Annotated in this window: 26 protein-coding genes; 5 read left to right on the top strand and 21 right to left on the bottom strand. The window is 71.3% G+C overall.

What is annotated here, in order from left to right; all coding sequences use genetic code 11:
* Positions 1-87 precede the first annotated feature (87 nt).
* Both tsf and rpsB read right to left on the bottom strand, forming a co-directional pair.
* A complete protein-coding gene (gene tsf, locus AA23TX_RS25280; RefSeq protein WP_155545326.1) occupies positions 88-903 on the bottom strand; it encodes a translation elongation factor Ts in 816 nt (271 codons plus the stop codon).
* Positions 904-1,003: 100 nt separating this feature from the next.
* Complete coding sequence (gene rpsB / locus AA23TX_RS25275) at positions 1,004-1,888, bottom strand: 30S ribosomal protein S2 (protein WP_155545325.1); 885 nt, start codon at positions 1,886-1,888, stop codon at positions 1,004-1,006.
* A 739-nt stretch (positions 1,889-2,627) separates the two neighbouring features.
* Here rpsB and AA23TX_RS25270 point away from each other — a divergent pair.
* A complete protein-coding gene (locus AA23TX_RS25270) occupies positions 2,628-3,125 on the top strand; it encodes a M23 family metallopeptidase (RefSeq protein ID WP_155545324.1) in 498 nt (165 codons plus the stop codon).
* Here AA23TX_RS25270 and AA23TX_RS25265 read toward each other — a convergent pair whose 3' ends face one another.
* The 17 genes from AA23TX_RS25265 to ffh all read right to left on the bottom strand — a co-directional run bounded on the left by AA23TX_RS25265 (position 3,126) and on the right by ffh (position 18,254).
* Entirely contained in the window at positions 3,126-3,974 is an 849-nt protein-coding gene (locus AA23TX_RS25265) for a FliA/WhiG family RNA polymerase sigma factor (protein ID WP_155545323.1), read from the bottom strand.
* A 109-nt stretch (positions 3,975-4,083) separates the two neighbouring features.
* Positions 4,084-5,067 carry a tyrosine recombinase XerC gene (locus AA23TX_RS25260; RefSeq protein ID WP_155545322.1) on the bottom strand — a complete coding sequence of 328 codons (984 nt, stop codon included), beginning with the start codon at positions 5,065-5,067 and terminating at the stop codon, positions 4,084-4,086.
* A gap of 103 nt (positions 5,068-5,170) precedes the next feature.
* A complete protein-coding gene (gene dprA, locus AA23TX_RS25255) occupies positions 5,171-6,265 on the bottom strand; it encodes a DNA-processing protein DprA (RefSeq protein ID WP_230862696.1) in 1,095 nt (364 codons plus the stop codon).
* Between the two features lie 623 nt (positions 6,266-6,888).
* Positions 6,889-8,400 carry a YifB family Mg chelatase-like AAA ATPase gene (locus AA23TX_RS25250; protein WP_155545321.1) on the bottom strand — a complete coding sequence of 504 codons (1,512 nt, stop codon included), beginning with the start codon at positions 8,398-8,400 and terminating at the stop codon, positions 6,889-6,891.
* The gene (locus AA23TX_RS25245) at positions 8,400-8,777 is read right to left on the bottom strand and encodes a YraN family protein (protein ID WP_155547292.1); all 378 of its coding nucleotides are present in this window, start codon (positions 8,775-8,777) and stop codon (positions 8,400-8,402) included. The genes AA23TX_RS25250 and AA23TX_RS25245 overlap by 1 nt, the downstream gene beginning before the upstream one ends.
* 285 nt (positions 8,778-9,062) lie before the next feature.
* Positions 9,063-9,386 carry a DUF2469 domain-containing protein gene (locus AA23TX_RS25240; protein ID WP_003096226.1) on the bottom strand — a complete coding sequence of 108 codons (324 nt, stop codon included), beginning with the start codon at positions 9,384-9,386 and terminating at the stop codon, positions 9,063-9,065.
* Positions 9,383-10,225 carry a ribonuclease HII gene (locus tag AA23TX_RS25235; protein ID WP_155547291.1) on the bottom strand — a complete coding sequence of 281 codons (843 nt, stop codon included), beginning with the start codon at positions 10,223-10,225 and terminating at the stop codon, positions 9,383-9,385. The genes AA23TX_RS25240 and AA23TX_RS25235 overlap by 4 nt, the downstream gene beginning before the upstream one ends.
* Positions 10,226-10,316: 91 nt before the next feature.
* Positions 10,317-11,255: a signal peptidase I gene (gene lepB, locus AA23TX_RS25230; protein ID WP_155545320.1), complete on the bottom strand. Its 939-nt coding sequence runs from the start codon at positions 11,253-11,255 to the stop codon at positions 10,317-10,319.
* A gap of 31 nt (positions 11,256-11,286) precedes the next feature.
* Positions 11,287-11,655 (bottom strand): 50S ribosomal protein L19, encoded by a 369-nt coding sequence (gene rplS, locus AA23TX_RS25225; RefSeq protein ID WP_155545319.1) that lies wholly within the window; start codon positions 11,653-11,655, stop codon positions 11,287-11,289.
* Positions 11,656-11,820: 165 nt separating this feature from the next.
* Complete coding sequence (gene trmD / locus AA23TX_RS25220) at positions 11,821-12,567, bottom strand: tRNA (guanosine(37)-N1)-methyltransferase TrmD (protein WP_155545318.1); 747 nt, start codon at positions 12,565-12,567, stop codon at positions 11,821-11,823.
* 1 nt (position 12,568) lies between these two features.
* Complete coding sequence (rimM, locus tag AA23TX_RS25215) at positions 12,569-13,081, bottom strand: ribosome maturation factor RimM (protein ID WP_155545317.1); 513 nt, start codon at positions 13,079-13,081, stop codon at positions 12,569-12,571.
* Positions 13,082-13,100: 19 nt separating this feature from the next.
* Positions 13,101-13,340, bottom strand: a complete 240-nt coding sequence (locus AA23TX_RS25210) for an RNA-binding protein (protein ID WP_003103110.1) — start codon at positions 13,338-13,340, stop codon at positions 13,101-13,103.
* Positions 13,337-13,780: a 30S ribosomal protein S16 gene (gene rpsP / locus AA23TX_RS25205; protein ID WP_155545316.1), complete on the bottom strand. Its 444-nt coding sequence runs from the start codon at positions 13,778-13,780 to the stop codon at positions 13,337-13,339. Before rpsP ends, AA23TX_RS25210 begins: the two co-directional genes overlap by 4 nt.
* 183 nt (positions 13,781-13,963) lie before the next feature.
* Entirely contained in the window at positions 13,964-14,767 is an 804-nt protein-coding gene (locus tag AA23TX_RS25200) for a CPBP family intramembrane glutamic endopeptidase (protein ID WP_155545315.1), read from the bottom strand.
* A 103-nt stretch (positions 14,768-14,870) separates the two neighbouring features.
* Positions 14,871-15,596, bottom strand: coding sequence for a CPBP family intramembrane glutamic endopeptidase (locus AA23TX_RS25195; protein ID WP_155545314.1), 726 nt, complete (start codon positions 15,594-15,596; stop codon positions 14,871-14,873).
* A gap of 46 nt (positions 15,597-15,642) precedes the next feature.
* Complete coding sequence (locus AA23TX_RS25190; RefSeq protein WP_155545313.1) at positions 15,643-16,719, bottom strand: amidohydrolase family protein; 1,077 nt, start codon at positions 16,717-16,719, stop codon at positions 15,643-15,645.
* Entirely contained in the window at positions 16,716-18,254 is a 1,539-nt protein-coding gene (gene ffh / locus AA23TX_RS25185; protein WP_155545312.1) for a signal recognition particle protein, read from the bottom strand. Before ffh ends, AA23TX_RS25190 begins: the two co-directional genes overlap by 4 nt.
* Before the next feature lie 218 nt (positions 18,255-18,472).
* On the opposite strand from ffh, the gene AA23TX_RS25180 reads away from it, so the two are divergent.
* Both AA23TX_RS25180 and AA23TX_RS25175 read left to right on the top strand, forming a co-directional pair.
* Complete coding sequence (locus tag AA23TX_RS25180; protein WP_155545311.1) at positions 18,473-20,266, top strand: ABC transporter ATP-binding protein; 1,794 nt, start codon at positions 18,473-18,475, stop codon at positions 20,264-20,266.
* Positions 20,267-20,375: 109 nt separating this feature from the next.
* Positions 20,376-20,840 carry a MarR family winged helix-turn-helix transcriptional regulator gene (locus AA23TX_RS25175; RefSeq protein ID WP_155545310.1) on the top strand — a complete coding sequence of 155 codons (465 nt, stop codon included), beginning with the start codon at positions 20,376-20,378 and terminating at the stop codon, positions 20,838-20,840.
* Between the two features lie 277 nt (positions 20,841-21,117).
* Here AA23TX_RS25175 and ku read toward each other — a convergent pair whose 3' ends face one another.
* A complete protein-coding gene (gene ku / locus AA23TX_RS25170; protein WP_196425525.1) occupies positions 21,118-21,990 on the bottom strand; it encodes a non-homologous end joining protein Ku in 873 nt (290 codons plus the stop codon).
* 53 nt (positions 21,991-22,043) lie between these two features.
* The gene (locus AA23TX_RS25165; RefSeq protein ID WP_155545309.1) at positions 22,044-22,403 is read right to left on the bottom strand and encodes a hypothetical protein; all 360 of its coding nucleotides are present in this window, start codon (positions 22,401-22,403) and stop codon (positions 22,044-22,046) included.
* 119 nt (positions 22,404-22,522) lie between these two features.
* Here AA23TX_RS25165 and AA23TX_RS25160 point away from each other — a divergent pair, with 119 nt between their 5' ends.
* Positions 22,523-23,110 carry a TetR/AcrR family transcriptional regulator gene (locus AA23TX_RS25160; protein WP_155545308.1) on the top strand — a complete coding sequence of 196 codons (588 nt, stop codon included), beginning with the start codon at positions 22,523-22,525 and terminating at the stop codon, positions 23,108-23,110.
* Positions 23,111-23,133: 23 nt separating this feature from the next.
* Positions 23,134-23,886: a glucose 1-dehydrogenase gene (locus tag AA23TX_RS25155; RefSeq protein WP_155545307.1), complete on the top strand. Its 753-nt coding sequence runs from the start codon at positions 23,134-23,136 to the stop codon at positions 23,884-23,886.
* The last annotated feature ends 481 nt before the right edge of the window (positions 23,887-24,367 follow it).

Raw genomic sequence — 24,367 nt, 5'->3', positions numbered from 1 at the left:
AAAAATCTTCTTCTGGACCTGACAGTGCCCCGTCCCCGATGGACGGAGACGGGGCACTGGGGGTGAAACCTATACCCGGACCTGGCCTCAGGCCTGGCCGACCTCGAAGCGTGCGAACTTCGTGATCGTCACGCCGGCCGCGTCGAGCAGGGCCTTGACGGTCTTCTTGTTGTCCTTGACCGACGGCTGCTCGAGCAGGACGTTGTCCTTGTAGTAAGCGTTGACCTTGCCCTCGATGATCTTCGAGAGGGCCTGCTCCGGCTTGCCCTCTTCACGAGCGGTCTTCTCCGCGATGGAGCGCTCGTTCTCGACGATCTCGGCGGGCACCTCGTCGCGGGTCAGGTACTTCGCGCGCAGCGCGGCGACCTGCATGGCGGCGGCGCGGGCGGCCTCGGTGTCGTCACCGGTGAACTCGATGAGCACACCGACGGCCGGCGGCAGGTCCGAGCCGCGGCGGTGCAGGTAGTTCGTGGTCTGGCCCTCGAAGGACACGACCCGGCGCAGCTCGAGCTTCTCGCCGATGCGGGCGGACAGCTCCTGCACGACCTCGTTGACGGTCTTGCCGTCCAGCTCGGCGCCCTTGAGGGCGTCCACGTCGCTGGTCTTGACGGTCTTCGCGACCTCGACGATCTTCGCGGCGAGCGCCTGGAAGTCGGCGTTCTTGGCGACGAAGTCGGTCTCGGAGTCGAGCTCGATCAGGACGCCGCCGTCGCCGGCGACCAGGCCCTCGGCCGTGGCGCGCTCGGCGCGCTTGCCGACGTCCTTGGCGCCCTTGATGCGGAGGAACTCGACGGCCTTGTCGAAGTCGCCGTCGTTCTCCTCCATCGCCTTCTTGCAGTCCATGAAGCCGGCGCCGGTCATCTCGCGCAGGCGCTTCACGTCAGCGGCGGTGTAGTTCGCCATTCTGCTAAATCCGTCCTTTTCAGGTACGTGAAATCTTTGGGGGGTGCTACACCCGTGCGGCCGGGCCGGGAACCGGGCCGGCCGCACGGGCAGCGGTGCATCAGGAGGAGGCGGTCGCCTGCTCGGCGGGGGCCTCGGCCGGCGTCTCGACCGGAGCGTCGACGGCCGCGGCGGCCTCGGTCGCGTCGGCGGCGGCGGTCTCGGAGCCGGCGAGCAGCTCCTTCTCCCACTCGGCCAGCGGCTCGTCGGTGGCGACACCCGGCTCCGGCTTGGAGTCGGCGGAAGCACCGTTGCGGCTGGAGCGCTGCATGAGACCGGCGGCCGCGGCCTCGGCGACGACCTTGGTCAGCAGCGCGGCCGACCGGATGGCGTCGTCGTTGCCCGGGATCGGGTAGTCGACCTCGTCCGGGTCGCAGTTGGTGTCCAGGATCGCGACGACCGGGATGTTCAGCTTCCGAGCCTCGCCGACGGCGATGTGCTCCTTCTTCGTGTCGACGATCCACACGATGCTCGGCACCTTGGCCATGTCGCGGATACCGCCGAGGGTCTTCTCGAGCTTGTCCTTCTCGCGGGTCAGCGTCAGGATCTCGCGCTTGGTGAGACCTTCGAAGCCGCCGGTCTGCTCACGCGACTCGAGCTCCTTGAGGCGCAGGAGACGCTTGTGCACGGTCTGGAAGTTGGTCAGCATGCCGCCGAGCCAGCGCTGGTTGACGTAGGGCATGCCCACGCGCGAGGCTTCGGCCGCGATGGCTTCCTGAGCCTGCTTCTTGGTGCCGACGAACATGATCGTGCCACCGTGCGCGACGGTTTCCTTGATGAACTCGAAGGCACGGTCGATGTAGGTCAGCGTCTGCTGCAGGTCGATGATGTAGATGCCGTTGCGCTCGGTGAAGATGTAGCGCTTCATCTTCGGGTTCCACCGACGGGTCTGGTGCCCGAAGTGCACGCCGCTGTCGAGCAGCTGCTTCATGGTGACGACGGCCATTGCCGGAATCAACCTCTTCTGTGTCGTGCGCGCTCGCGGCGGTTCGCCGGTCACGCGCTACTCGGTTTTGTCGCTCGCGGCCGGGTGGCCGCTCGCCCTGGTGCCCGCGGCGGTGTCCGGACCCCGAGGAGTGAGGAACCCCAGGGACCGCCGGACGCCGTGCGACTCGCCCGGCCAGGTGGTGCGAAAGCCGGGGGATCGCGCACGTGCACGCGAAGTCAGCCCGCTCACGCGGACCGCGGAAAAGATTCTACCCCCTGCCACCAGCCCCTCCCCCACCGGCGGCCGCGGACGGACGCAGTTGTCCACATCGGGTCCGGTTGTCCACAGATTCCGCTTCGGGTCCCCACGGGAGCCGACGGTGCCGCAGGCTGGAGAGATGGAGTTGATCAATGCTTTCCGGCGGTGGGTGATGGGGGGTGGTTTGGTCGTGATCGCCCTGGTCACGGCCGGTTTTATCGGGGTCGGTGGAGCTTGGGCTTGGGCTTCGGCGCCAGGTGGCCGGTCGGCCGCGACGGCCGTGGTAGTCGGCGGCGGCTCGGCTGGGGCTGCGACGCCAGCCCTGGGGACGCCTACTGCGCCGATGGGTGGCCTCGGGCCGCCACCTCCTACGCGGATGGGTGGCCTCGGGCCGCCACCTGCACCGCCGCCACAAACGGGGCGCGCAGGCCCCGAGCTGCCGGCATCCACCCCCGGCGAGGCCGGGCTGCCGCCGACCGAAGCGTGGGCCGTCGCGCTCATGGCGATCCCGGTCAGGCCGGGCACCTCGGCCGGCCACTGGATCCCGGCAGCCGATCCGCGAGCCGTGCCGCAGGCGCGGCTGTCCTGGCCACTTTCACCCGTTCCGGTGGTCATGAAGTACTTCGACGCCCCGGAAACGCCCTACGGTCCCGGCCACCGTGGCGTCGACCTGGCCGCCGTGCCCGGCCAGGACGTGCTGGCTGCCGATGCCGGTGTCGTCGTCTTCGCCGGGCTCGTGGCCGGGCGCCCCGTGATCTCCGTCGACCACGACGGCGGCCTGCGCACCACCTACGAGCCCGTCGAGCCGAAGGTGGCCGTCGGGGACCAGGTCTACCGGGGGCAGGTGCTCGGGTCCGTCCTCGCCGGGCACCCCGGCTGCACGATCGCCGCCTGCCTGCACTGGGGCGTGCGCCGGGGCGACGAGTACGTCGATCCCCTCGCCCTGACCGGTGAGGTGGGCGAGTTCCGGCTCAAGCCGTGGGGAGGTGGTCCCTGATCAGGAGCCGGTCTGCTCGACCAGCTTGGCGCGCAGCCGCATGACCGCCCGCGTGTGCAGCTGGCTGACCCGCGACTCGGTCACGCCGAGGACCTTGCCGATCTCGGCGAGCGTCAGGCTCTCGAAGTAGTAGAGGCTGACCACGATCTTGTCGCGCTCGGTCAGCTGCGCGATGGCCTGCGCGAGCTGCCGGCGGTTGTCCTGGTCGACGAGCACCGCGACCGGGTCGACGGCGTCGTCGTCGGGCAGCGTGTCGACCAGCGAGCCGCTGTCCTTGCCCGCGGCCACCAGGTCCTCCAGCGCGACGACGCTGGTCAGCTGCAGCTGGCCGTAGAAGTCGCGCAGGTCATCGAGGCCGATGCCGAGCTCGGCGGCGAGCTCCGCGTCGGTCGGGGTGCGGTTCAGGCGGGCGCCGAGGCGCTCCATCGCACGCTCGGCCTCCTTGGCCTTGCTGCGGACGGCCCGCGGCACCCAGTCCTGCGAACGGAGGTCGTCGAGGATCGCGCCGCGGATGCGCTGCATCGCGTACGTCTCGAAGCGCAGGCCGCGCTCGGGGTCGAACTTCTCGATCGCGTCGACGAGCCCGAAGATGCCGGACTGCACGAGGTCACCCACGTCCACGTGGGTCGGCAGACCGGTGCCGACCCGGCCCGCGACGTACTTGACCAGCGGGGCGTAGTGCAGCACGAGCCGATCGCGCGACGCCTGGTCGGGGCTGTCGGCGAACTGCCGCCACAGCGCCGCGATCCCGGCGTCGACGTCGTTGCCGGCCCGTGCTTCCGCGGACACGGCGGCGTCACCGTGAGTGGTCACTCCGGTGGCGTCGGTCACGTGCGGTCCTGCGGTCATTGCACAGTCGTTCTCGGCATGCGGCTCAGTGTCGTCTCCGTGCTCGTGCGGATGCGCGTGCGCCGCCGGACCCGCTGGCGACGACCCCGGCGAGACTCCCCGGGCCGCCTCAGGCCCTGGGGTGCGCTCGGTCATGGATCGCTTTCAACCGGTCGACGGTCACATGAGTGTAGAGCTGCGTCGTGGCAAGCGTAGCGTGACCAAGCAGTTCCTGAACGCTCCTGAGATCGGCACCCCCCTCCAGCAGATGCGTCGCCGCCGAATGCCGCAGGCCATGGGGCCCCATGTCGGCCGCTCCGGGCACCGCCGAGACGGCGTCATGAACGACACGCCGTACCGCGCGCGGGTCGACGCGTTTCCCCCGGACACCGAGGAAAAGCGCGGGCTCGACGCCGTCACCGGCGGTTTCCGCGACGATCTTCGGCCGCCCACCGGTGATCCAGTCGTCCAGTGCTTCCGCCGCCGGAACGCCGAACGGCACCACGCGTTCCTTGCCGCCCTTACCGAGCACCGTCACGACACGACGGGAGAAATCGGCCTCGCCGACGTCCAACCCGCACAACTCGGACACGCGGATGCCGGTGGCGTAGAGCAGCTCGACCATGGCGCGATCACGCAGTGCGACAGGATCGCGCTGGGCCGCGCCGGCCGCCGACGCCTGCATGACCTCCCCCGCCTGCGCGGCGCGCAGCACCCCGGGCAGGGTGCGGTGCGCCCGCGGGGCGGCGAGCCGCCCGCCCGGGTCGGTCGCGAGGACGCCGGTGCGGTGCGCCCAGGCGGTGAACGTCCGCGCCGAGGCGGCGCGCCGCGCGAGCGTCGTCCGGCTCGCCCCACCGGACTGCTGAGCGGCGAGCCACGCCCGCAGCCGGGCGAGGTCCAGCTCCGCGAGCCCGCCGCCGCCGTCCACGACGAACCCCAGCAGCGCCACCGCATCGCCGACGTACGCCCGGACGGTGTGCGCGGACAGCCCCCGCTCCAGCCCGAGGTGCCGTTCGTAGCCGGTGACGACGTCCTGGACCGGCGCGGGCAGCGCGGCCCGGAGCGCGCGCAGGTCCGGGCGGCGCTCCCGGCCGGAGCGTGATGGCGGCGGCATGGCTGTCACGCTGCGCGAACAACCGCCATCGGTCAAGGATCGCCACGCGGGCCCACCGGACCGGCCGAACACTTTCGACGATTTCGCCCGGATTTCGTGGCGTTCACGCGCTTTCCCTCCGTCGTCGCCACCCCGCTTCCCCGCGGACGGCGAATCCGTCGATCTCCAGCGCGGGCAACAGGGCCCGTACTTTCCGCAGCGGAAGCCCGGATTCGGCCGCGATTTCGGTGTCCGACCGGTCGGAACGTGCGGTCAGCGCCTCGTACGCCCGCAACGCCTCGGGTCCCAGCCGGTCCGTCGGTCGTTTCGGCCGCGCGGCCTGGTCTTCGGCGATGCCGAAGCGGCCCACGGTCTCGAGGACCTCGTCGACCGTCGAGACGAGTGTCGCCCGGGCGTCGCGGATCAGTTCGTGGCAGCCGACGGACATCCCGGACGAGACGGGCCCCGGCACCGCCATCACCACCTTGCCGAGGGCGCTGGCGGTGCCGGCGGTGTTGCGGGCGCCGCTGCGGCGCCCGGCCTCGACGACCAGGGTCCCCTCGGTGAGGGCGGCGATGAGCCGGTTGCGGACGAGGAAGCGGTGCCGGGCCGGCGGGGTGCCGGGCGGGTATTCGCTGACGACCGCGCCGCCGTTGCGGACGATCCGGTTCAGCAGCCCGACGTGCCCCGCCGGATAGCCCGCGTCGACGGCGCAGCCGAGCACCGCGACGGTGACCCCTCCGGCGGCGAGCGCACCGCGGTGAGCGGCACCGTCGATGCCGTAGGCCGCACCCGAGAACACGGGGACACCCCGGGTGGCGAGACCGTAGGACAGCTCGGCGGCGTGGTGTTCGCCGTACTCGGTGGCCGCCCGCGCCCCGACGACCGCGACGGCACGATCGGCGGCGGTGCCGAGCGCGACCTCACCGGAGACCCAGAGCGCCAGCGGAGGCACGGCTTCGGTCACTCCGCGCCGGGCCGCGAGTTCGAGGGCGAGCAGCGGCCAGGCGGGCCACTCGTCGTCTTCGGGAACGACCAGCCGGGCACCGGCCGCGGCGGCACGCGCGAAGTCCTGGCCGACGAGGTCGTACTCGCGGCGGGCTTCGGTCGCCTTGAGCACATCCGGCGGACAGTCGCCGCGACGGACCCGGGCGGCGGCGTCGATCGGACCGTGCCGGGCCACGAAAGCGACCAGTGCGGCGGCCGGGGGTTCGGCCACCCGCAGGAGGTAGGCGCGGGCTCGGCGCAGCTCGTCGACTGCCGCGGTTGCGGTAGGGAGCGACTTGGGCTGCCCGTCCGGGCTCTTGCCGCCACCTTCCTCAGGGCGCGACTCGTCGGGACTCGCGCCGATACGCGCGGCGTGGCGCGGCTGGTCGGCACTCGTGCCGCCACCTACGGCAGGTCGTGAATCGTCGGAACTCGTGCTGCCGCGAGCAGCACGGCGTGACTCGTCCAGGCTCATCTCCCCACCTGCGGCAGGGCGTTGCTCGCAGGGATTCAGGCCACCGCACGCAGCACTACGCGACTCGTCGAAAGCCGTGCCGCCTCTCGCGGCGGGGCGCGGCTGGTCGGGACTCCTGCCGCCGCCCGCGGCAGGGTGTGACTCCTCTGGGCGCGCGCCCACGGCTGCAGCAGTGCGCAAATCCCCAAGGCTCATGCCGCAAACTGCGGGGCACGGCTTCGCCGGGCACGTGTCGCCGCCCGAAGTCGGGTGTGGCTCGTCGGGACTCGTACCGCCAACTACGGCACGGCCCGACTCCGCCAGGCTCATGCCAGCCGCAGCAGGGTGCGCTTCGAGGAGGCTCATTTTCACGTCTGCGGCGGGGCGTGGCTCGTCGGGGTTCATGCCACCACCCGCTCGCGGAAGGCCAAGGCCGAGCCGACCTGGTCTGGGCCTGGACGTGGCTCTCCGTCCAGGTCGGCCAGGGTCCAGGCGATGCGCAAGCAGCGGTCTGCTCCGCGGCCGCTCAGGGCTCCGCGGTCCATTGCCCGGTCCAGTGGCTGCGTCGCTGCCGGCGAGAGCGTGAACTCGCGCCGCAGAGCTGGGCCGGGAACCTCCGAGTTCGACCGCCAGCCGTGGGCCTGCCAGCGGTGGGCTGCCCGGTCGCGGGCCTGCAAGACCCGGGTGCGAACCGTCTCCGACGACTCCGTCGCTCCCGTGTCGTGAGCGTTGATCGCGCTCAGGGGCCTCAGGCGGACGCGGAGGTCGACGCGGTCGAGCAGCGGGCCGGACAGGCGGCCTAGGTAGCGGCGGCGGGCCGCCGCGGAGCACACGCAGTCGACTTCCTTCGGGGGCGCGCACGCGCACGGGTTCGTCGCCAGGATCAGCTGGAACCGCGCCGGGTACGTGATCGAGCCCTTCACCCGCGCGATGCGGACCTCGCCCTCCTCCAGGACCGTGCGCAGCGACTCCAGGCGCTGGCCGCCGAACTCGCAAACCTCGTCCAAAAACAAAACCCCACGGTGGGCACGGCTGATCGCCCCCGGGGTGGCCAGGCCGCTGCCGCCGCCGATCAGCGCCGCCACCGTGATCGAGTGGTGCGGGGCCACGAACGGCGGCACCGTGACCAAGGGCGACGACCTCGACAGCGACCCGTCGACCGAATGCACCGCCGTCACCTCCAAGGATTCTCCGTGGGACAGCGGCGGCAGGAGACCGGGCAACCGCCGCGCCAGCATCGTCTTGCCGACGCCCGGCGGGCCCGTGAGCAGGAGGTGGTGCCCGCCCGCCGCCGCGACCTCCAGCGCCCAGCACGCCTCCGGCTGGCCGACGACGTCGGCGAGGTCCGGTACCGCCGGCGGTGCGGGCTGTACCGGGGGCTCCGGCGCCACGAGGTCGGCCTCCCTCTTCAGCCACGCCACCAGGTCGCGCAGGTGGGCCGCGCCCGCCACGTCGATGCCGTCCACCAGCCCCGCCTCGACCAGCGAGTCCGCCGGGACGACGGCTCGCTCGTACCCGGCCGCGCGGGCCGCCAGGAGACCCGGGAGGACGCCGCGGACCGGACGGACGCGGCCGTCGAGAGCCAGCTCGCCCAGCAGCACCGTGCCGAGCAACCGCGTCGCCGGGACCGAGCCCGTCGCCGCGAGCACCGCGGCCGCGATGCCGAGGTCGTACGCCGAGCCGACCTTCGGGAGGTTCGCCGGGGACAGGCCGAGCGTCACCTTGCCGTCCGGCCAGGGCTGGCCGGAGTTGCGGACGGCCGAGCGGACGCGGTCCTTGGCCTCGCGCAGCCCGGCGTCGGGGAGACCGACGAGGGTCACGCGGCTCAGGCCGCCACCGAGGTCGGCCTCGATCTCGATGACGCGGCCGTCGATGCCCAGCAAGGCAACGGACCAGGCTTTGGCGATGGGCATCAGAACGCCGCCTCGATGTGCTGGACGCGGGCGCGCGTGCCCGGCTCGGCGAGGATCGTCACCACGTCGTAGCGGACCGGGCACCAGCCGATCCGGAACTCGCGCAGCCAGCGTTGGGCCGCTCGGCGTACGCGGCCGGCCTTCTCCTCCGAGACCGTCTCCGACGGCAGGCCGAACTCGGTGCCGGTGCGGGTCTTGACCTCGCAGAACACGACGCGGGTGCGGTCGGTGAGGATGAGGTCGATCTCGCCTTCGCGGCAGCGCCAGTTGCGGCCGAGCAGGACCAGGCCGCGGTCCTGCAGGTGCCGGGAAGCGAGGTCCTCACCCCACGCGCCCAGGTCGCGGCGGTGTCTTGCGAGCTGGTCGGTGCCCGTCATCGTGGTCGCCCCCTCGTCGGCACGCCCGGTCACCGAGGAGGTCTCGGTGATCACGGTGCGTGTGCGTTCGACGATGCCAGGGGTCTGGGCGGCGAAACCAGAGCAGGATCGCCGGACTGTGGACAACCGGGGGTATGTGGACAACCGGTCCACCGAACGCGCCGGAACGGCCCGAACCGTCCGACTGCTGTGCTAAGGGGGCAACTCATTTGACCGGAGGGTCGACACGCCAAACGCACCGCGCCGGCTCGTCCAGGGACGAACCGGCGCGGGTGGAAGACCGGCTCAGCCCGAGAACGGGCCGTCTTCGGGCAGCCGGAGGTCCGGCTTGTCGAGCTCCTCGACGTTGACGTCCTTGAACGTGATGACGCGGACGTGCTTGACGAAGCGGGCCGGGCGGTACATGTCCCAGACCCACGCGTCGGACATGCGGACCTCGAAGTACACCTCGCCGCCACCGTCGCGGACCTGGACGTCGACCGCGTTCGCCAGGTAGAACCGCCGCTCGGTCTCCACCACGTACGAGAACTGACCCACTATGTCGCGGTACTCGCGGTACAGCGAGAGCTCCATCTCGGTCTCGTACTTCTCGAGATCCTCTGCGCTCATGAAATCCGCGCCCCTCCTCGGGATCGTGCTGCTGCTCCGCCGGCGGAGCGTTCATTGTGACCCACACCCGCGGCCGGGGCATGCAGCGGCAGGCTGAGTTGTGGCTCGAGTGCCTCGTCGAGGACCGCGGCGAGCTCCGCGCCGGCCCCGCCCTCCATGGCCTTTTCCAGCGCCGCGTAGGTCAGCAGGACCGGTCGTGCGGGCCGCACGCCGTGCTTGACGGCCACCGTCGCGACGTTCGTGTACGACCAGCGGTGGACGTCGCTGGGGCCGTGCTCGCGCAGCGCCGCCAGGTGGTCGGACGTGCTGTAACCCTTGTGCACGTCGAAACCGTAGTGCGGCAGGTCGTCGTGGTAGCCCGCCATGATGCGGTCGCGCGTCACCTTCGCGAGGACCGACGCGGCCGCGATGCACGCCACCGAGCGGTCGCCCTTGATCACCGCCGCGTTCGGGGCCGTGAGGCCCGGAGCGCGGAAACCGTCGGTGAGGATGTAGCCCGGGGACACGCGCAACGCCGCCGCGGCGCGCCGCATGCCCTCCAGGTTCATCACCCGGATGCCGTAGAGGTCGACCTCGGCGGTCGGGATGACGATGACCGAGTAGTCGACGGCCCGGGCGAGGACCAGGTCGTAGACCCGGTCACGCGCCTTGGCCGTCATCAGCTTGGAGTCCGTCAGCTCGGTGAGCTTCGCCGCGTCGCCCTGCTTGAGCACGCAGGCCGCGACCACCAGCGGCCCCGCGCACGCCCCGGCGCCGGCTTCGTCCACACCGGCGACCGGGCCGAGGCCACGGCGGTCGAGCGCGCCCTGCAGACCCCAGAAGAGGTCGCCGCGCACCACGGCCCGCGGCGGCCGGATCGGCTCGGCCGCGGTGAGGGGAACGGGAAGAGTCAAGGCTGGATCACCCGTCTGCCGGCACGGATCGGGGTGGCTAGCGTTTCCGCCCGGCCGCCCGGCGCAGTCCGGACTTGAGCTTGCGCCCGAGGAAGAGCGCCGGCCAGGCCGCCGCGATGCCGGCTCCGAGCGGGACGCCGCTCTGCCACGCCGGGGCGCCGAGCGCCGCCGGCTGGGCCGCTTCCTGCGGGTTGTGGTCGGTGATCCCGCCCCACCGGCCCGGCGGCAGGACGATGATCCGCGCCTTGCCGATGATGTTGTCCACGGGAACCGCGCCGTTCACGCCGCCGCCGCCCTGGAACCGGGAGTCGTCGGAGTTGTTGCGGTTGTCGCCCATGACCCAGACCGTCCCCGCGGGGACCTTGACCGGCTCGAAGGCGCGCTCGTTCTGGTTGGACGCGTCTTCCCAGTGGACGTACGGCTCGTCGAGCCCCTTGCCGTCCACCACGACGCGACCTTGCGTGTCGCAGCACTGGACGGTCTGGCCGCCGACCGCGATCACGCGCTTGACGAAGTCGCGCTCGTCCGGCGGGGCGAACCCCACCAGCGAGCCGAGACCGCGCAGGCCCTGCACGATGATGTTGCTCGACTCCTGCGGCGCGATCTCGTTGTTGACCCACGCCGGCGGACCCTTGAACACGATCACGTCACCCGGCGAGGGCTCGGTGAAGTCGTAAGTGACCCGATCGACGAGGATCCGGTCACCGGTGCAGCCAGGGCACCCGTGCAAGGTGGCCTCCATGGACCCCGAGGGGATCATGAAGACCTTGGCGAGGAACGTCTGGATCAAGATCGTGAGCACCAGGGCGATCACGAGCAGGATCGGCAGTTCCTTCCAGAACGACCGTTTCTTGGCGGGCTTGGCTCGCCGCCGTCGGGACCCCCCGCGCTCCTCGGAGCGGGACCGCCTCGGCTGGTCCTCCTCGGAGCGATCGGGGTCATCCTCAGGAGCGTTCTGGGACACGGGTTCGGCCACGTCGTCAGGCTACCGGTAACCGGGTTGTGACTCAGTTAGCCGAAGCCGTCTCGCGGTTCTCGCGGCGCTCCTTGATCTTGGCCTTCTTGCCGCGCAGGTCGCGCAGGTAGTACAGCTTCGCGCGCCGCACGTCACCGCGCTTGTGGACCTCGACCTCGGCCACGTTCGGCGAGTGCACCGGGAAGGTGCGCTCGACGCCGACGCCGAAGGAGACCTTGCGAACGGTGAAGGTCTCCCGGATGCCGCCGCCCTGACGGCGGATCACGACGCCCTGGAAGACCTGGTTGCGCTCACGGTTGCCCTCGATGACGCGGACGTGCACCTTGAGCGTGTCGCCCGGGCGGAAGGCCGGGATGTCGGAACGCAGTGACTGCTTGTCCAGCGCGTCCAGGGTGTTCATCGGTGGTCCGTCCTCGTCTTCGTATGGCTTGCGTACACGTCCCCGGGCGCGCAACGGTGCCGCTGCGGGCGACCCAGGGGGCTGCTGGCGGGCTCGTGGACGACGAGGTCCACTCACGCCAACCTGTCAAGTATTACAGACCGGGTTCCGGTGGAGTAACCGGCCCTACGCCTGCGCGGGGTCCAAGCCCTCCAGGACCCCGCGATCATGCTTGTCGAGACTACCTTCCGGCAGCCGCGCCAGGAGATCCGGGCGGCGGTGGGCGGTGCGTTCCAGGGCCTGGTCGCGCCGCCAGCGGTCGATCAGGGCGTGGTTCCCGGACCGCAGCACGTCGGGCACCGGCAGCTCCCGCCACACCTCGGGACGCGTGTAGCTGGGCCCTTCGAGCAGGCCGTCGGAGAACGAGTCCTCGGCCGCGGACCGCGCGTTGCCGAGCACGCCGGGCAGCAGCCGGACGACGGCCTCGACCATGACGAGCACCGCCGCCTCGCCGCCGACCAGGACGTAGTCGCCGATCGACACCTCGTCGACCGGCATCCGCTTGGCGGCGTCGTCGACGACGCGCTGGTCGATGCCCTCGTACCGCCCGCAGGCGAAGACCAGGTGCTTTTCCGCGGCGTAGGCGTGAGCCAGCTCCTGGGTGAACGGGCGCCCGGCCGGCGTCGGCACGACCAGCCGGGTCTCCGGACGGCAGACGTCGTCCAGCGCCGGACCCCAGATCTGCGGTTTCATCACCATGCCCGGGCCGCCGCCGTACGGCGCGTCGTCGACCGCGCGGTGCACGTCGTGAGTCCAGTCGCGCAGGTCGTGCACGCCGACCTCGATCAGGCCGCGGTCGATGGCCCGGCCCAGCAGCGCGGCGCGCAGCGGGTCGAGGTACTCGGGGAAGATCGTGACGACGTCGATGCGCATCTCAGGCGTCCAGGAGCCCTTCCGGCGGGTCGAGCACGACCCGGCCGCCCGCGATGTCCACGGTGGGGACGATCGCGTGGACGAACGGCACCAGGACCTCGCGGCCCTCGACGTCGAGCTCCAGCAGCTCGCCGGCGGGCGAGTGGACGACCTCGACGACCTTGCCGATCACCGTGCCGTCGAGCAGCTCGGCGCGGAGGCCGGCCAGCTCGTGGTCGTAGAACTCGTCGTCGTCGCCGGTCGGGGGCAGGGTGTCGGTGTCGGCGAGCAGAAGGGCGCCCCGCAGCGTCTCGGCGACGTCGCGGGTCGGGACCTCCTCGAAACGCACCAGCAGCCGCCCGCTGTGTTCGCGGGCGGCTGCGATGGTGAGTTCCCTTTTGCTGCCGTCACGCAGCTTGGTCGTCACGGCCGCACCGACCTGGAACCGCTCTTGCGGCGAGTCCGTGCGCACGTCCACCGCGAGTTCCCCGCGGATTCCGTGCGCCTTGGCGATGCGACCGACTACGACGTCCATGACCGTTTCCGAACAGGCTTCAGCGGTCGGTGTCGACGACGTCCACGCGGACGCCGCGGCCACCGATGCCGCCCATGACGGTGCGCAGGGCGGTCGCCGTGCGACCACCCCGGCCGATCACCTTGCCCAGGTCGTCGGGGTGCACGTGCACCTCGAGCGTGCGGCCACGGCGCGTGGTCAGCAGCTCGACCCGGACCTCGTCCGGGTTGTCGACGATCCCGCGCACCAGGTGCTCGAGGGAGTCAGCCAGAAAGCTCACTCGGCCTTCTCACCCTCGGTGGCTTCGGCCTTCTCGGCCTCGGCCTTCTTGGGGGCGGACTTCTTCTTCGGCGTGGTGGCCTCGGTGGAGGGCTCCTCGCCGGCCGCGGCCAGCGCCGCGTTGAACAGGTCCTGCTTGGACGGCTTCGGCTCGGCCACCTTCAGGGTGCCCTCGGCGCCCGGCAGGCCCTTGAACTTCTGCCAGTCACCGGTGATCTCGAGCAGACGCTGGACCGGCTCGGTCGGCTGCGCGCCGACACCCAGCCAGTACTGGGCGCGCTCGGAGACGACCTCGATGAGGCTCGGCTCTTCCTTCGGGTGGTACTTGCCGATCGTCTCGATGGCCTTGCCGTCCCGGCGGGTGCGCGCGTCGGCGACGATGATGCGGTAGTACGGCGCACGGATCTTGCCGAGGCGCTGCAGCTTGATCTTGACGGCCACGGGTGTGGGTACTCCTCGTATCTCTCTGATGCTGGGGTGGGCACTCGCGGTCCGAGTGGGGACACGGACGCGGGCACCCGAAGGTCAGGAGCTTTCGCGCGGTGAGAGGGTCCGGCGGAAGCAAGCAGTGACTCATTCTGCCAGACGGCCCCCGCGCACCGGGACAGAGGCCTGGGAAGAGGCTCAGAAAGAGGCCACTCCGAGCGCACCGAGCAGGATGGTGAGCGCCGGCAGGAAGTTGTTCACCTGGTGCGCGACGATGCTCGCCGGCAGCCGTCCGGTGACGAGCCGCGCCAGCCCGATCGGCACCGCGATGACCAGCAGCAACGTCGTGCGCAGCGGCTCGAGGTGGCTGGCCGCGAACACCGCCGTGCACAGCAGGAACGCCGCGACGCGGCCCCAGCGCTCGCTGCGCCACTGCAGCTGTTCGGCGGCGCCCCAGAGCAGGCCGCGGTAGATGATCTCCTCACAGATCGGCCCGAGCAGCCACAGGTAGACGAACATCACGATGGCCGCCGAGATCGACATCTTCCGGTCCTCGACCAACGCGCTGATCGCCGACGTCGCGTTGGCGTTGCCGACCAGCTGCGTCCACAGGTAGGCGCCGAGGGTGGTGAAGACGAGCCCGACGCAGCCGAAGCGGAACCCGGTCTTCACGTCGGCCCAGCGCCACTCGATCCGCAGGTCGATCACGGGCCCGTTGCCGCGCACGTACGTGATCAGCACGGCGACGCCGGCCGCGATCATCGTCGGCAGCATGGTGCCGAGCAGCACGACCCGGATCGGCAGCGGGCCGGGACCGGTGTCGCCGACCAGGACGGACACGAACGCGGCCGAGGACAGCAGCACCGCCTCGACGAGCAGGAAGGCCCCGAAGCCCCACCGGTGCCGCCGCGCGGGCGGCAGGAAGGCGGTCGCGGCGGGTTCCTCGGGCTCGGGGAACGGCGCGGCGTCGGGAGCCGGGTCCCGGGGCTGGGAAGTGGTCACGCGTTGCCCTCCGCGATCGGTCGGCTCCTACGACGAGCCTAGCGGCCGGGAAGTGATCACACAGTATCCGTCCGACTACTGTCCATCGATCATCGCAACACCCTCAGTGCGCGACGAACAGCAGGACCGCCGGCGGCAGGTTGTTGGCCGCGTGCGCGATGACCCCGGCGCTCACCCGGCCGGACAGGTGCCGGGCCAGCCCGATCGCGATGCCCTGGCCGAAGAGGGCGATCGTGCGCGTCGGCTCGCCGTGCAGCTGGGCGAACACCAGCGAGGTGAGCAGGAGCACCACCCACGGCGGGACCCGGTGGAACTGCAGGGCGTTCCACAACGTGCCGCGGACCAGCAGTTCTTCCGTGATCGGTGCGCCGGCGATGACGATCACCGCGGCGAGCACCAGCCAGACGGTGTCGCCGTCGAAGGTGTCGGCGAGGTCGCTCAGCGGGCTGTCGGAGACGTCGTCGGCGCCGTAGACGGCGATCAGCACCAGGTTGAGGCCGTAGCCGACGACCAGCGCGAGCGCGCCGCAGGCGAGGCCGATCCGGACGTCGCGCCAGGTCGGCTTGAGCCCGAAGTCCGCGCGCAGGCCCTCCCCCCAGCGCCACGAACCCAGCGCCGGGCCGAGGCCGAGCAGGAGGTTGGGCACGAACGCCAGGAGCAGCAGCGGGCCGATGTCGTGCAGCTCGAGGGGGTCGAACTCGCCGACGTTGCGGTTGACCGCGGCGGCGATGACGAGGTTGATCAGGTAGTAGCCGGCGATACCCGCGAAGAACGCCACGAAACACCAGTGCGCCTTGAGCACACGTCGTGCGCCGTCGTCGTCCGTCACGCGCCCCACGCTAAAGTGCCGACCCCGCAAGGAAAACGGCGGGGGTCTACGCGTAGACGACACCGCCGAGCACGATGTGCTCCGGGTGCCGCAGGACGCCCAGGTCTTCGCGCGGGTCGCTCGCGTAGACGAGCAGGTCGGCGGGTGCGCCGTCGGCGATGCCCGGGTGGCCGAGCCAGTCGCGGGCGGCCCAGGACGCGCTGGCCAGGGCCGCCTCACGGGTCATGCCCGCGCGGTGCAGCGCCTCGATCTCGTCGACGAGCCGGCCGTGCTCGACCATGCCACCGGCGTCACTGCCCGCGAAGACGCGTACGCCCGCTTCGATGGCCGTGGCGACCATCTCGCCGACGCCGGCGTGCAGGGCCCGCATGTGGTCCGCGTACGCCGGGTACTTGCCCGCCTTGTCCGCGATGCCCGGGAAGTTCTCGATGTTGATCAGGGTCGGCACGAGCGCGACGTCGTTGCGCGCCAGTTCCGCGAGCTGGTCGGCGCTCAGTCCCGTGCCGTGCTCGAGGCAGTCGATGCCGGACGCGATCAGCCCGGGCAGGGCGGCTTCGCCGAACACGTGCGCGGTGACGCGGGCGCCGAGGTCGTGCGCGACCTTGACGGCTTCGGCCAGGACGTCGTCGGGCCAGAGCGGCGCCAGGTCGCCCGCGCCGCGGTCGATCCAGTCGCCGACCAGCTTGACCCAGCCGTCGCCGTCACGAGCCTGCTCGGCGACCGCCTCGGGCAGCTGCGAGGGATCGTCCAGCTCGATGCCGAGGCCGGGGATGTAGCGCTTGGCCAGCGCGAGGTGCTTCCCGGCGCGGATGATCGTCGGCAGGTCGGCGCGCCGCTGCAGCGGCCGGACGTCGATCGGCAGGCCGCAGTCGCGGATGAGCAACGTGCCCGCGGCGCGGTCGGCCAGTGCCTGCTCCGTCGCCTCTTCCAGGGAGACCGGCCCGCCGACGCCGATGCCGGGGTGGCAGTGCGCGTCGACCAGGCCGGGCACCAGGAAGACGTCCCGGCCCAGCGTCTCGGCGTCCGCCACCGGCTCGAACGAAATCCGGCCGCCGGTGATCCAGAGGTCCCGGGACTCGCCGCCGGGCAGGACCACCCCGGCGGCGTGGAGCGCGGTGCTCAATTGTCCTTGGGGTTCTTCGGCAGCTTGAACTTCGACGGGTCGAAGCCCGGGACGTCGTTCATGCCGCCCAGCTTCGAAAGGTCGGGCATCCCGCCGGGCATCTGCCCGCCGGGAGGCAGCATCGGCATGCCGCCGGGGAAGCCGCCGCGGACCTTGGGCTGCGTCGGGCCGCGGCCCTTCTTGCCCTTCTTGCCCTTGCGCGTCTTGGAGCCGCCACCCCCGCCGCCGAAGCCGAACCGGCCGGCCATCTGGGCCATCATCTTGCGTGCCTCGAAGAACCGGTTGACCAGGTCGTTGACCTCGCGGACGGAGACGCCCGAGCCGTTGGCGATGCGCAGCCGGCGCGACCCGTTGATCATCTTCGGGTTGTCGCGCTCGGCGGGCGTCATGCCGCGGATGATCGCCTGCAGCTTGTCGAGGTGCTTGTCGTCGACCTGGGCCAGCTGGTCCTTCATCTGGCCGGCGCCCGGAAGCATGCCGAGCAGGTTGCCGATCGGGCCCATCTTGCGGACCGCGAGCATCTGCTCGAGGAAGTCTTCGAGGGTGAGCTGGCCGCTCGACAGCTTCTCCGCGGCCTTCTCGGCCTGGTCCTGGTCGAAGGCCTGCTCGGCCTGCTCGATCAGGGTCAGCACGTCGCCCATGCCGAGGATCCGCGACGCCATCCGGTCCGGGTGGAAGGTGTCGAAGTCCTCGAGCTTCTCGCCGTTGGAGGCGAAGAGGATCGGCTGGCCGGTGACCTCGCGGACGCTCAGCGCGGCACCACCGCGGGCGTCACCGTCGAGCTTCGTCAGCACGACGCCGGTGAAGCCGACGCCGTCGCGGAACGCCTCCGCCGTGGTCACGGCGTCCTGGCCGATCATCGCGTCGACGACGAACAGCGTCTCGTCCGGCTGGACGGCGTCGCGGATGTCCGCGGCCTGCTTCATCAGCTCTTCGTCGACGCCCAGGCGACCGGCGGTGTCGACCACAACGACGTCGTGCTGCGCGTGCTTCGCCTCGGCGATGGCGCGGCGGGCGACGTCGACCGGGTCGCCGACGCCGTTGCCGGGCTCCGGCGCGAAGGTGACGACCCCGGCGCGCTCGCCGACGACCTGCAGCTGCGTCACGGCGTTCGGGCGCTGGAGGTCGCAGGCGACCAGCATCGGCGCGTGGCCCTGCTTCTTCAGCCACAGCGCGAGCTTGCCGGCGAGCGTCGTCTTACCGGCACCCTGCAGGCCCGCGAGCATGATCACGGTGGGCGGGTTCTTGGCCAGGTTCAGCCGGCGCGTCTCGCCGCCGAGGATGCCGACGAGCTCCTCGTTGACGATCTTGATGACCTGCTGGGCGGGGTTGAGCGCCTGGGAGACCTCGGCGCCCTTCGCCCGCTCCTTGATCCGCGCGATGAAGGTCTTGACCACGCCGAGGGCGACGTCGGCCTCCAGCAGCGCGATGCGGATCTCGCGCGCGGTGGCGTCGATGTCGGCGTCGGACAGCTTGCCCTTGCGCGTGAGCGTCTGCAGGGCGGCGGTGAGCCGATCGGACAGGGTGTCGAACACGGGTGTGCACGCTCCAGCTGGGTCGAGAGTGGCGCGCCGGACGAAGCCGGCCCTCCCGAGGGTAGTCGCTCCGGCTCCCCCACCTCACGGGTACGCGAAGTTCGCGCACGCAATTAGTACACATAGATTTACCACTTCACGGGCGAGACTGAGGTAAAGTCGCCTTTAATTGCGGAAATTCACTGGCGACTATCGCCGCAATAGGTAAACATGCGTGTATGACTTCCGCGACCAGACCCCGGCCGTCGCTCGCCGAACCGGCCGCCGACACCGACGAGCCGGTCCCCCTCCGGCGGATCGCCGGCCTGTTCCGCCCGCACCGCGGGCCCCTCGCCGCGCTGTTCTCGCTGATCGTGCTGCAGGCCGGCCTCGGCGTCGTCTCGCCGTTCCTGCTGCGGGAGATCCTCGACGACGCGCTGCCGCACCGCGACACGCTCCTGATCAGCGTCCTGGCGGCGGGGATGATCGCCTGCGCGGTCGGCAGCGGCTCCCTCGGCGTCGCCACGACCGGGCTGTCCAACACCATCGGCCAGCGGGTGATGAACGAGCTGCGCGTCACCGTCTACGGCCACCTGCAGCGGATGTCACTGGGCTTCTTCACCCGGACGAAGAGCGGCGAAGTGCTCTCGCGGGTGTTCAACGACATCGGCGGTGTCGACAACGTCATCACCACGACCGCCGGGTCGATGGTGCAGAACGCGACCACGACGATCGCCATCACCGCGGCGCTGTTCGCGCTCGACTGGCAGCTCGCGGCGCTCTCGCTGATCGTCGTCCCGCTGTTCCTGCTGTTCACGCTGCGGCTCGGCAAGAAGCGGCGGACGCTGGCCCGCGGCCGGACCCGGCGGATGGCCCGGCTGACCACGATGGTCGAGGAGTCCCTGTCGGTCACCGGCGTGCTGCTCGCCAAGACCATGGGCAACGAACGGGCGATGCGCGAGCGGTTCGGCGCGGAGTCGCGGGAGATCGCGTCGCTGGAACGCGCGGCGGCACTGGCCGGACGCTGGCAGCTCGCGTCGCGGGCGATGAGCCTGACCGTGATCCCGGCGCTGGTCTACTGGATCGCCGGGCTGGCGCTGGCGGGCGGCGCGTCGCCGATCTCGCTCGGCACGGTCGTGGCGTTCACCAGCATGCTCAACCGCCTGGTCGCGCCGGCCAGCGCGATGCAGACGATCGGGCAGAACGTGGCGACGTCGAAGGCGCTGTTCGGGCGCATCTTCGAGGTCCTCGACCTGCCGGTGGAGATCAGCGACAAGCCGGGCGCGGGCACGCTGGACGTCCGGCATGGGGACGTCTCGATGCGCGGTGTCTCCTTCCGCTACGACGACGAAGGCCCGCTGACGCTGCACGACATCGACCTCGACGTCCCGGCCGGGACCACGACGGCGCTGGTCGGCTCGACCGGCTCGGGCAAGACGACGCTCGCGTACCTGGTGGCGCGGCTGTACGAGGTGAGCGACGGGTCCGTGGAGATCGACGGCACCGACATCCGCGACGTCACGCTGGCCTCGCTCGCGGCGGGCGTCGGGATGGTGTCGCAGGAGACCTACCTGTTCCACGACACCGTCCGCGAGAACCTGCGCTTCGCGAAACCGGACGCGACCGACGAGGAGATCGAGGCGGCGGCGAAGGCCGCGCACATCCACGACACCCTGGCCGGGCTGCCCGACGGGTACGACACGGTCGTGGGCCAGCGCGGCTACCGCTTCTCCGGTGGCGAGAAGCAGCGGATGGCGATCGCCCGGATCCTGCTGCGCAACCCGCCGGTGCTCATCCTCGACGAGGCGACCAGCGCGCTGGACACCCGCACCGAACGCTCGGTGCAGGCCGAGCTCGACCGGCTCGCCGCGGGCCGCACGACGCTGACGATCGCGCACCGGCTGTCCACTGTGGAGCACGCCGACCAGATCGTGGTGCTGCACGAGGGCCGGATCGTCGAACGCGGCACGCACGCGGAGCTGCTGGCGCGCGACGGGCGGTACGCCCGGCTGGTGCGGGGAACCGCCTACTGAGCCGATCGTTACCGATCCGACCACAGTCACGGCCGAATGGCTTCGTAGCAGCGGTTACGTGCCGCGCGGAGGTCGGCCTACCTTGGGCCGGATCAGTAACCTGGGGGCCATGCAGCCCGAACCCGACGTCGCAGCACCGGTCAGCGCGGACCCCGAGCTGGCCGAGCTGGCCCGGCGGGTCCGCGAGGGCGTCGGACGGCTGAACTGGCGGATGCGCTCGGAGCGGGACCTCAACGGCCCGGGCCCGGCGGTGCTGGCGGTGCTGAGCAGGCTCTACCGGGCGGGCACGCACACGCCGACCGAGCTGGCCGAGGCGGAGCGGCTGCAGCCGCAGTCGCTGACCCGGATCCTGGCCTGGGTGACCGAACGCGAGCTGGTGACGCGCTCACCGGATCCGGCGGACGGGCGCCGTTCGCTGGTGAGCATCACGCCGGCGGGGCTGGCCGTGCTGCGCGAGTACAGCATCCGGCGGGAACGCTGGCTGGCCGGCGCGATCGAGTCGACGTTGTCGCCGACCGAGCGGCAGCTGCTGAGCCTGGCTTCGGAGCTGATGCTCCGGGTCGCGGACGCCTGAAAGCCGCCGCGGAGACCCCTCGATCCCTCCACGGCGGCTCCGGGCCATCCCCTCTTCCCGCTCCGCCTCCCCGCGGTGCGGCACGGGTTCCGGGAACGGGCCGCTCCTCCGTCGGCCCGCCCCGGAACCCTGGTGCCCGGACGGCTCACCTCCCCAGGGGCCGTCCGGTTTCCTCCCCCTCACCAGCGGTCCGGTACCCGCTGGCAGAACGAAGTTTGCCGCGCCGGGCACCCGGCCAGCAGTGGGAGAACCCTCAATTACCCGTGGGTAGTACTACTCAAGACGTCTTCGCGCGGTTGCGGGCCGCGGCCCGCCTCGCCGTCGTGCGCGCCTTCGCCGCCCTCGACGCCGCAGCCTTGGCCTTCGCGACGGACGCGGTGCGCTCGTCTTCGGCTTCGGACGCCGACTCCTGCAGGGCCGCCAGCAGCCGCGTGACGCCCTCCGCCTGCGCGGCGGCCGTCGGCTGGACGACCTCCGCGCCGTCGATCTTCGCCTGGACCAACGCCTGGAACGCCTCGCGGTAACGGTCGGGATAGCGGCCGGGGTCGAACTCGCCGGTCAGCTCCTCGACGAGGTTCACCGCGCGCCGCAGCTCACCGGGCCGGATGTCGACGTCGGCGTGCCGGAACGGGAAGTCGGGCGTGCGCACCTCGTCGGGCCACAACATCGTCTCCAGCACGATCACCTGGTCGCGCACGCGCAGGGCGCCGAGCGTCTCGCGGCGGCGCAGGGCGACCGTGACCAGCGCGATCCGCCCCGACTGCTGCAAGGCCTCGCTGAACAGCACGTACGGCTTCGTGCCCGCCGGCTCCGGCTCGAGGTAGTAGCTCTTCGCGAACCAGATCGGGTCGACGTCGGCGAGCGGCGCGAACCCGCGGATGGCGATCGTGCGGCCGGGCATCGGGAGCGACGCGAGCTCGTGATCCGACAGTAGGACGACGTCACCGCCGGGCACGACGTACCCGCGGACCATCTGCTCGGGCGGCACCTCGGCACCGTCGACCTCGCACACCCGCTTGACCCGGACGCGGCCGCCGTCGGCCTCGTGCACCTGGTGCAGCGGGATCTCGCGGTCCTCGGTCGCGCTGTACGCCTTCACCGGAATGGCGTAACTGCCGAACCCGATCGTGCCCATCCACATCGCGCGCATGCGAGCCACCTCCGCAGCTCCCAGGCTAGACAGGCGCCCGCGCGCCCCGACAGCTACAAACGGGTGTCAGGCGCCACGGATTCGCTCACACATTCGAACGACGGCGTGACCTCGTCGAGCGCTTCGGCGGCGCACCGGGCCGCGATCGCCGCCTCGCGGAGCACCTCGGTGACGACCTCGACGTCGAGGGGCGGGGCCGCGGCGAGCGCGTTCGTGCCGCCTTCGACGCGGGCGGCGAGTCCGGCGAGCGCGTGAGAGATGGCTTCCTGGCCCGCGACCAGGTGCGCGACGACGTCGGTCAGCTCGGTGGTCGTGGCGCCCGGGCCGCCGCAGCGCAGGCTCGCGGCGAGCTCTTCGGCGCAGGAGCGCAGGTGGGTGGCGACGACCGTCGGCGGCAGCGTGAGGTCCTGCATCGCTCACCCCCTCCGGCCGTCAGGTCAGCCATCGTGCCACCGCACGAGCCGTCATCGGAGGCGACACACCGCGGCCGGTTTATTTGACCGATCGTTCTGGATACGGCTAGGGTTCGATCATGTCCAGGGTCAAGGAGTTCGACGTCGACGAAGCCTGCGACGCCGCGCTCGCGCTCTTCCGGCGTCAAGGCTACGAAGCGACGTCGGTCAGCGACCTCGTCACACACCTCGGCGTCGCGAAGGCGAGCCTGTACGCGACCTTCGGCACGAAGCACGACTTCTACGTGACGGCGCTGAAGCGCTACGCCGAGCGGACCGACACGCGGGTCATGTCCGAGCTGTCGAAACCGGGGCCGGGCGTCGCCGCGGTCCGGCGGCTTCTCGACGGTTATGTGGCGGATATCCTCGGCGAGGACGGGCCGATCGGCTGTTTCGTCGTCAACGCGGCGATCGAGCTGCTCCCCCGCGATCCGGCGGTCGCCCGGATCGTGGAGCGCAGCTGGGACACCCTCGAAGTCGCGCTGACGATGGCGCTCGAACGCGCTCGCTCGCAGGGCGAACTCCCGGACGGCAGCGACCCGGCGACGCTGGCCCGGTTCCTGCTCACCGTGCTCCAGGGGCTGCGCGTCCTGGGCAAGGGCACGGACGCGGCTAGCCGGCTGCACTCGGCCGTCTCGCAGGCGATGCGCGTACTCATTCGAGACTGATCAGACCAGAAAGAAAGGCAGACATGGGGGCACGGTTCGCGGGCAAGGTCGTCCTGGTGACCGGCGGCGGCTCGGGCATCGGGCTGGCGACGGCGAAGGCGTTCGCGGCCGAGGGCGCGACGGTGGTCGTCGCGGGCCGGGACGAGCAGCGGCTCGCATCCGCGGTCAAGGAGATCGGGGACGCGGCGAGTGCGGTGAGGGTCGACGTGACCGACTCGGCGGACGTGGCGCGGATGGTCGAGACGGTCGTCGCGCGACACGGCGCACTGGACGTCGCGTTCAACAACGCGGGCATCCTCGGGTCGCCGGCCCCGGTCGCCGACCTCGAAGAGGACGCTTTCGAGGCGGTGCTGGCCACGAACGTGACCGGGTTGTGGCGGTGCCTGAAGCACGAGGTCGCGCACATGCGGGCGCACGGCGGCGGCAAGATCGTCAACATGGCGTCGAACATCGGTGCGCACGGCCGGCTGCCGAACATGGCGGCGTACGCGGCGTCGAAGGCCGCGGTCAGCGTGCTGACCCGCACGGCGGCGCGCGACCACATCGCCGACGGCGTCCGCATCAACGCGGTCAGCCCGGGGGCGACCGACACGGACATGTCGCTGCGTCCCGGCGAGACGGACGCGGACCGCGCCGCGCGGCTGAAGGACGCGATCCCGCTGGGCCGGGTGGGAGCCACCGCCGAGGTGGCCGCCGCGGTGCTGTGGCTGGCTTCGGACGAAGCGGCCTTCACCGTGGGGCACGACCTGGTGGTCGACGGCGGCGCGACCGCCTGAGCGGCCCCACCCGGGCCCGCGGGTACTGGGCAGGCCGGAGCTCTTCCGGCGGCCGTTCACGACTCACGGTTGCGCATGGTGACGTTTCCCCTCTCCTGCTGGACGGACCGGGTGTTCGGCGTGGTCAGGACTCGCGGTTGCGCACAGCACGTCTCCTTCCGGGCGCGGGGCGGATGGGCTTGGGCTCAGGACTCGCGGTTGCGCACGACACGTCTCCTTCCGGACGTAGGTGCGGGCGGGCATGGGTTCACGACTCGCGGTTACGCACGGGGCTCTCCTTTCGCGCGTAGGGCTCGTTCGGGCGCTGGTTCAGGACTCGCGGTTGCGCATGGCGCGTCTCCTTCCGGACGTGGGTGCGGGCGGGCATGGGTCAGGACTCGCGGTTGCGCACGGCACGTCTCCTCTCGGGCGCAGGGGCGGACGGCGACTGGTTCACGACTCGCGGTTGCGCACGGCGCATCTCCTCTCGGGCGTTCCGGTG

Source organism: Amycolatopsis camponoti (genome assembly GCF_902497555.1).
In the GTDB taxonomy this organism is placed as follows: Bacteria; Actinomycetota; Actinomycetes; order Mycobacteriales; family Pseudonocardiaceae; genus Amycolatopsis; species Amycolatopsis camponoti.
This window is presented reverse-complemented; position numbering and strand designations above follow the sequence as displayed.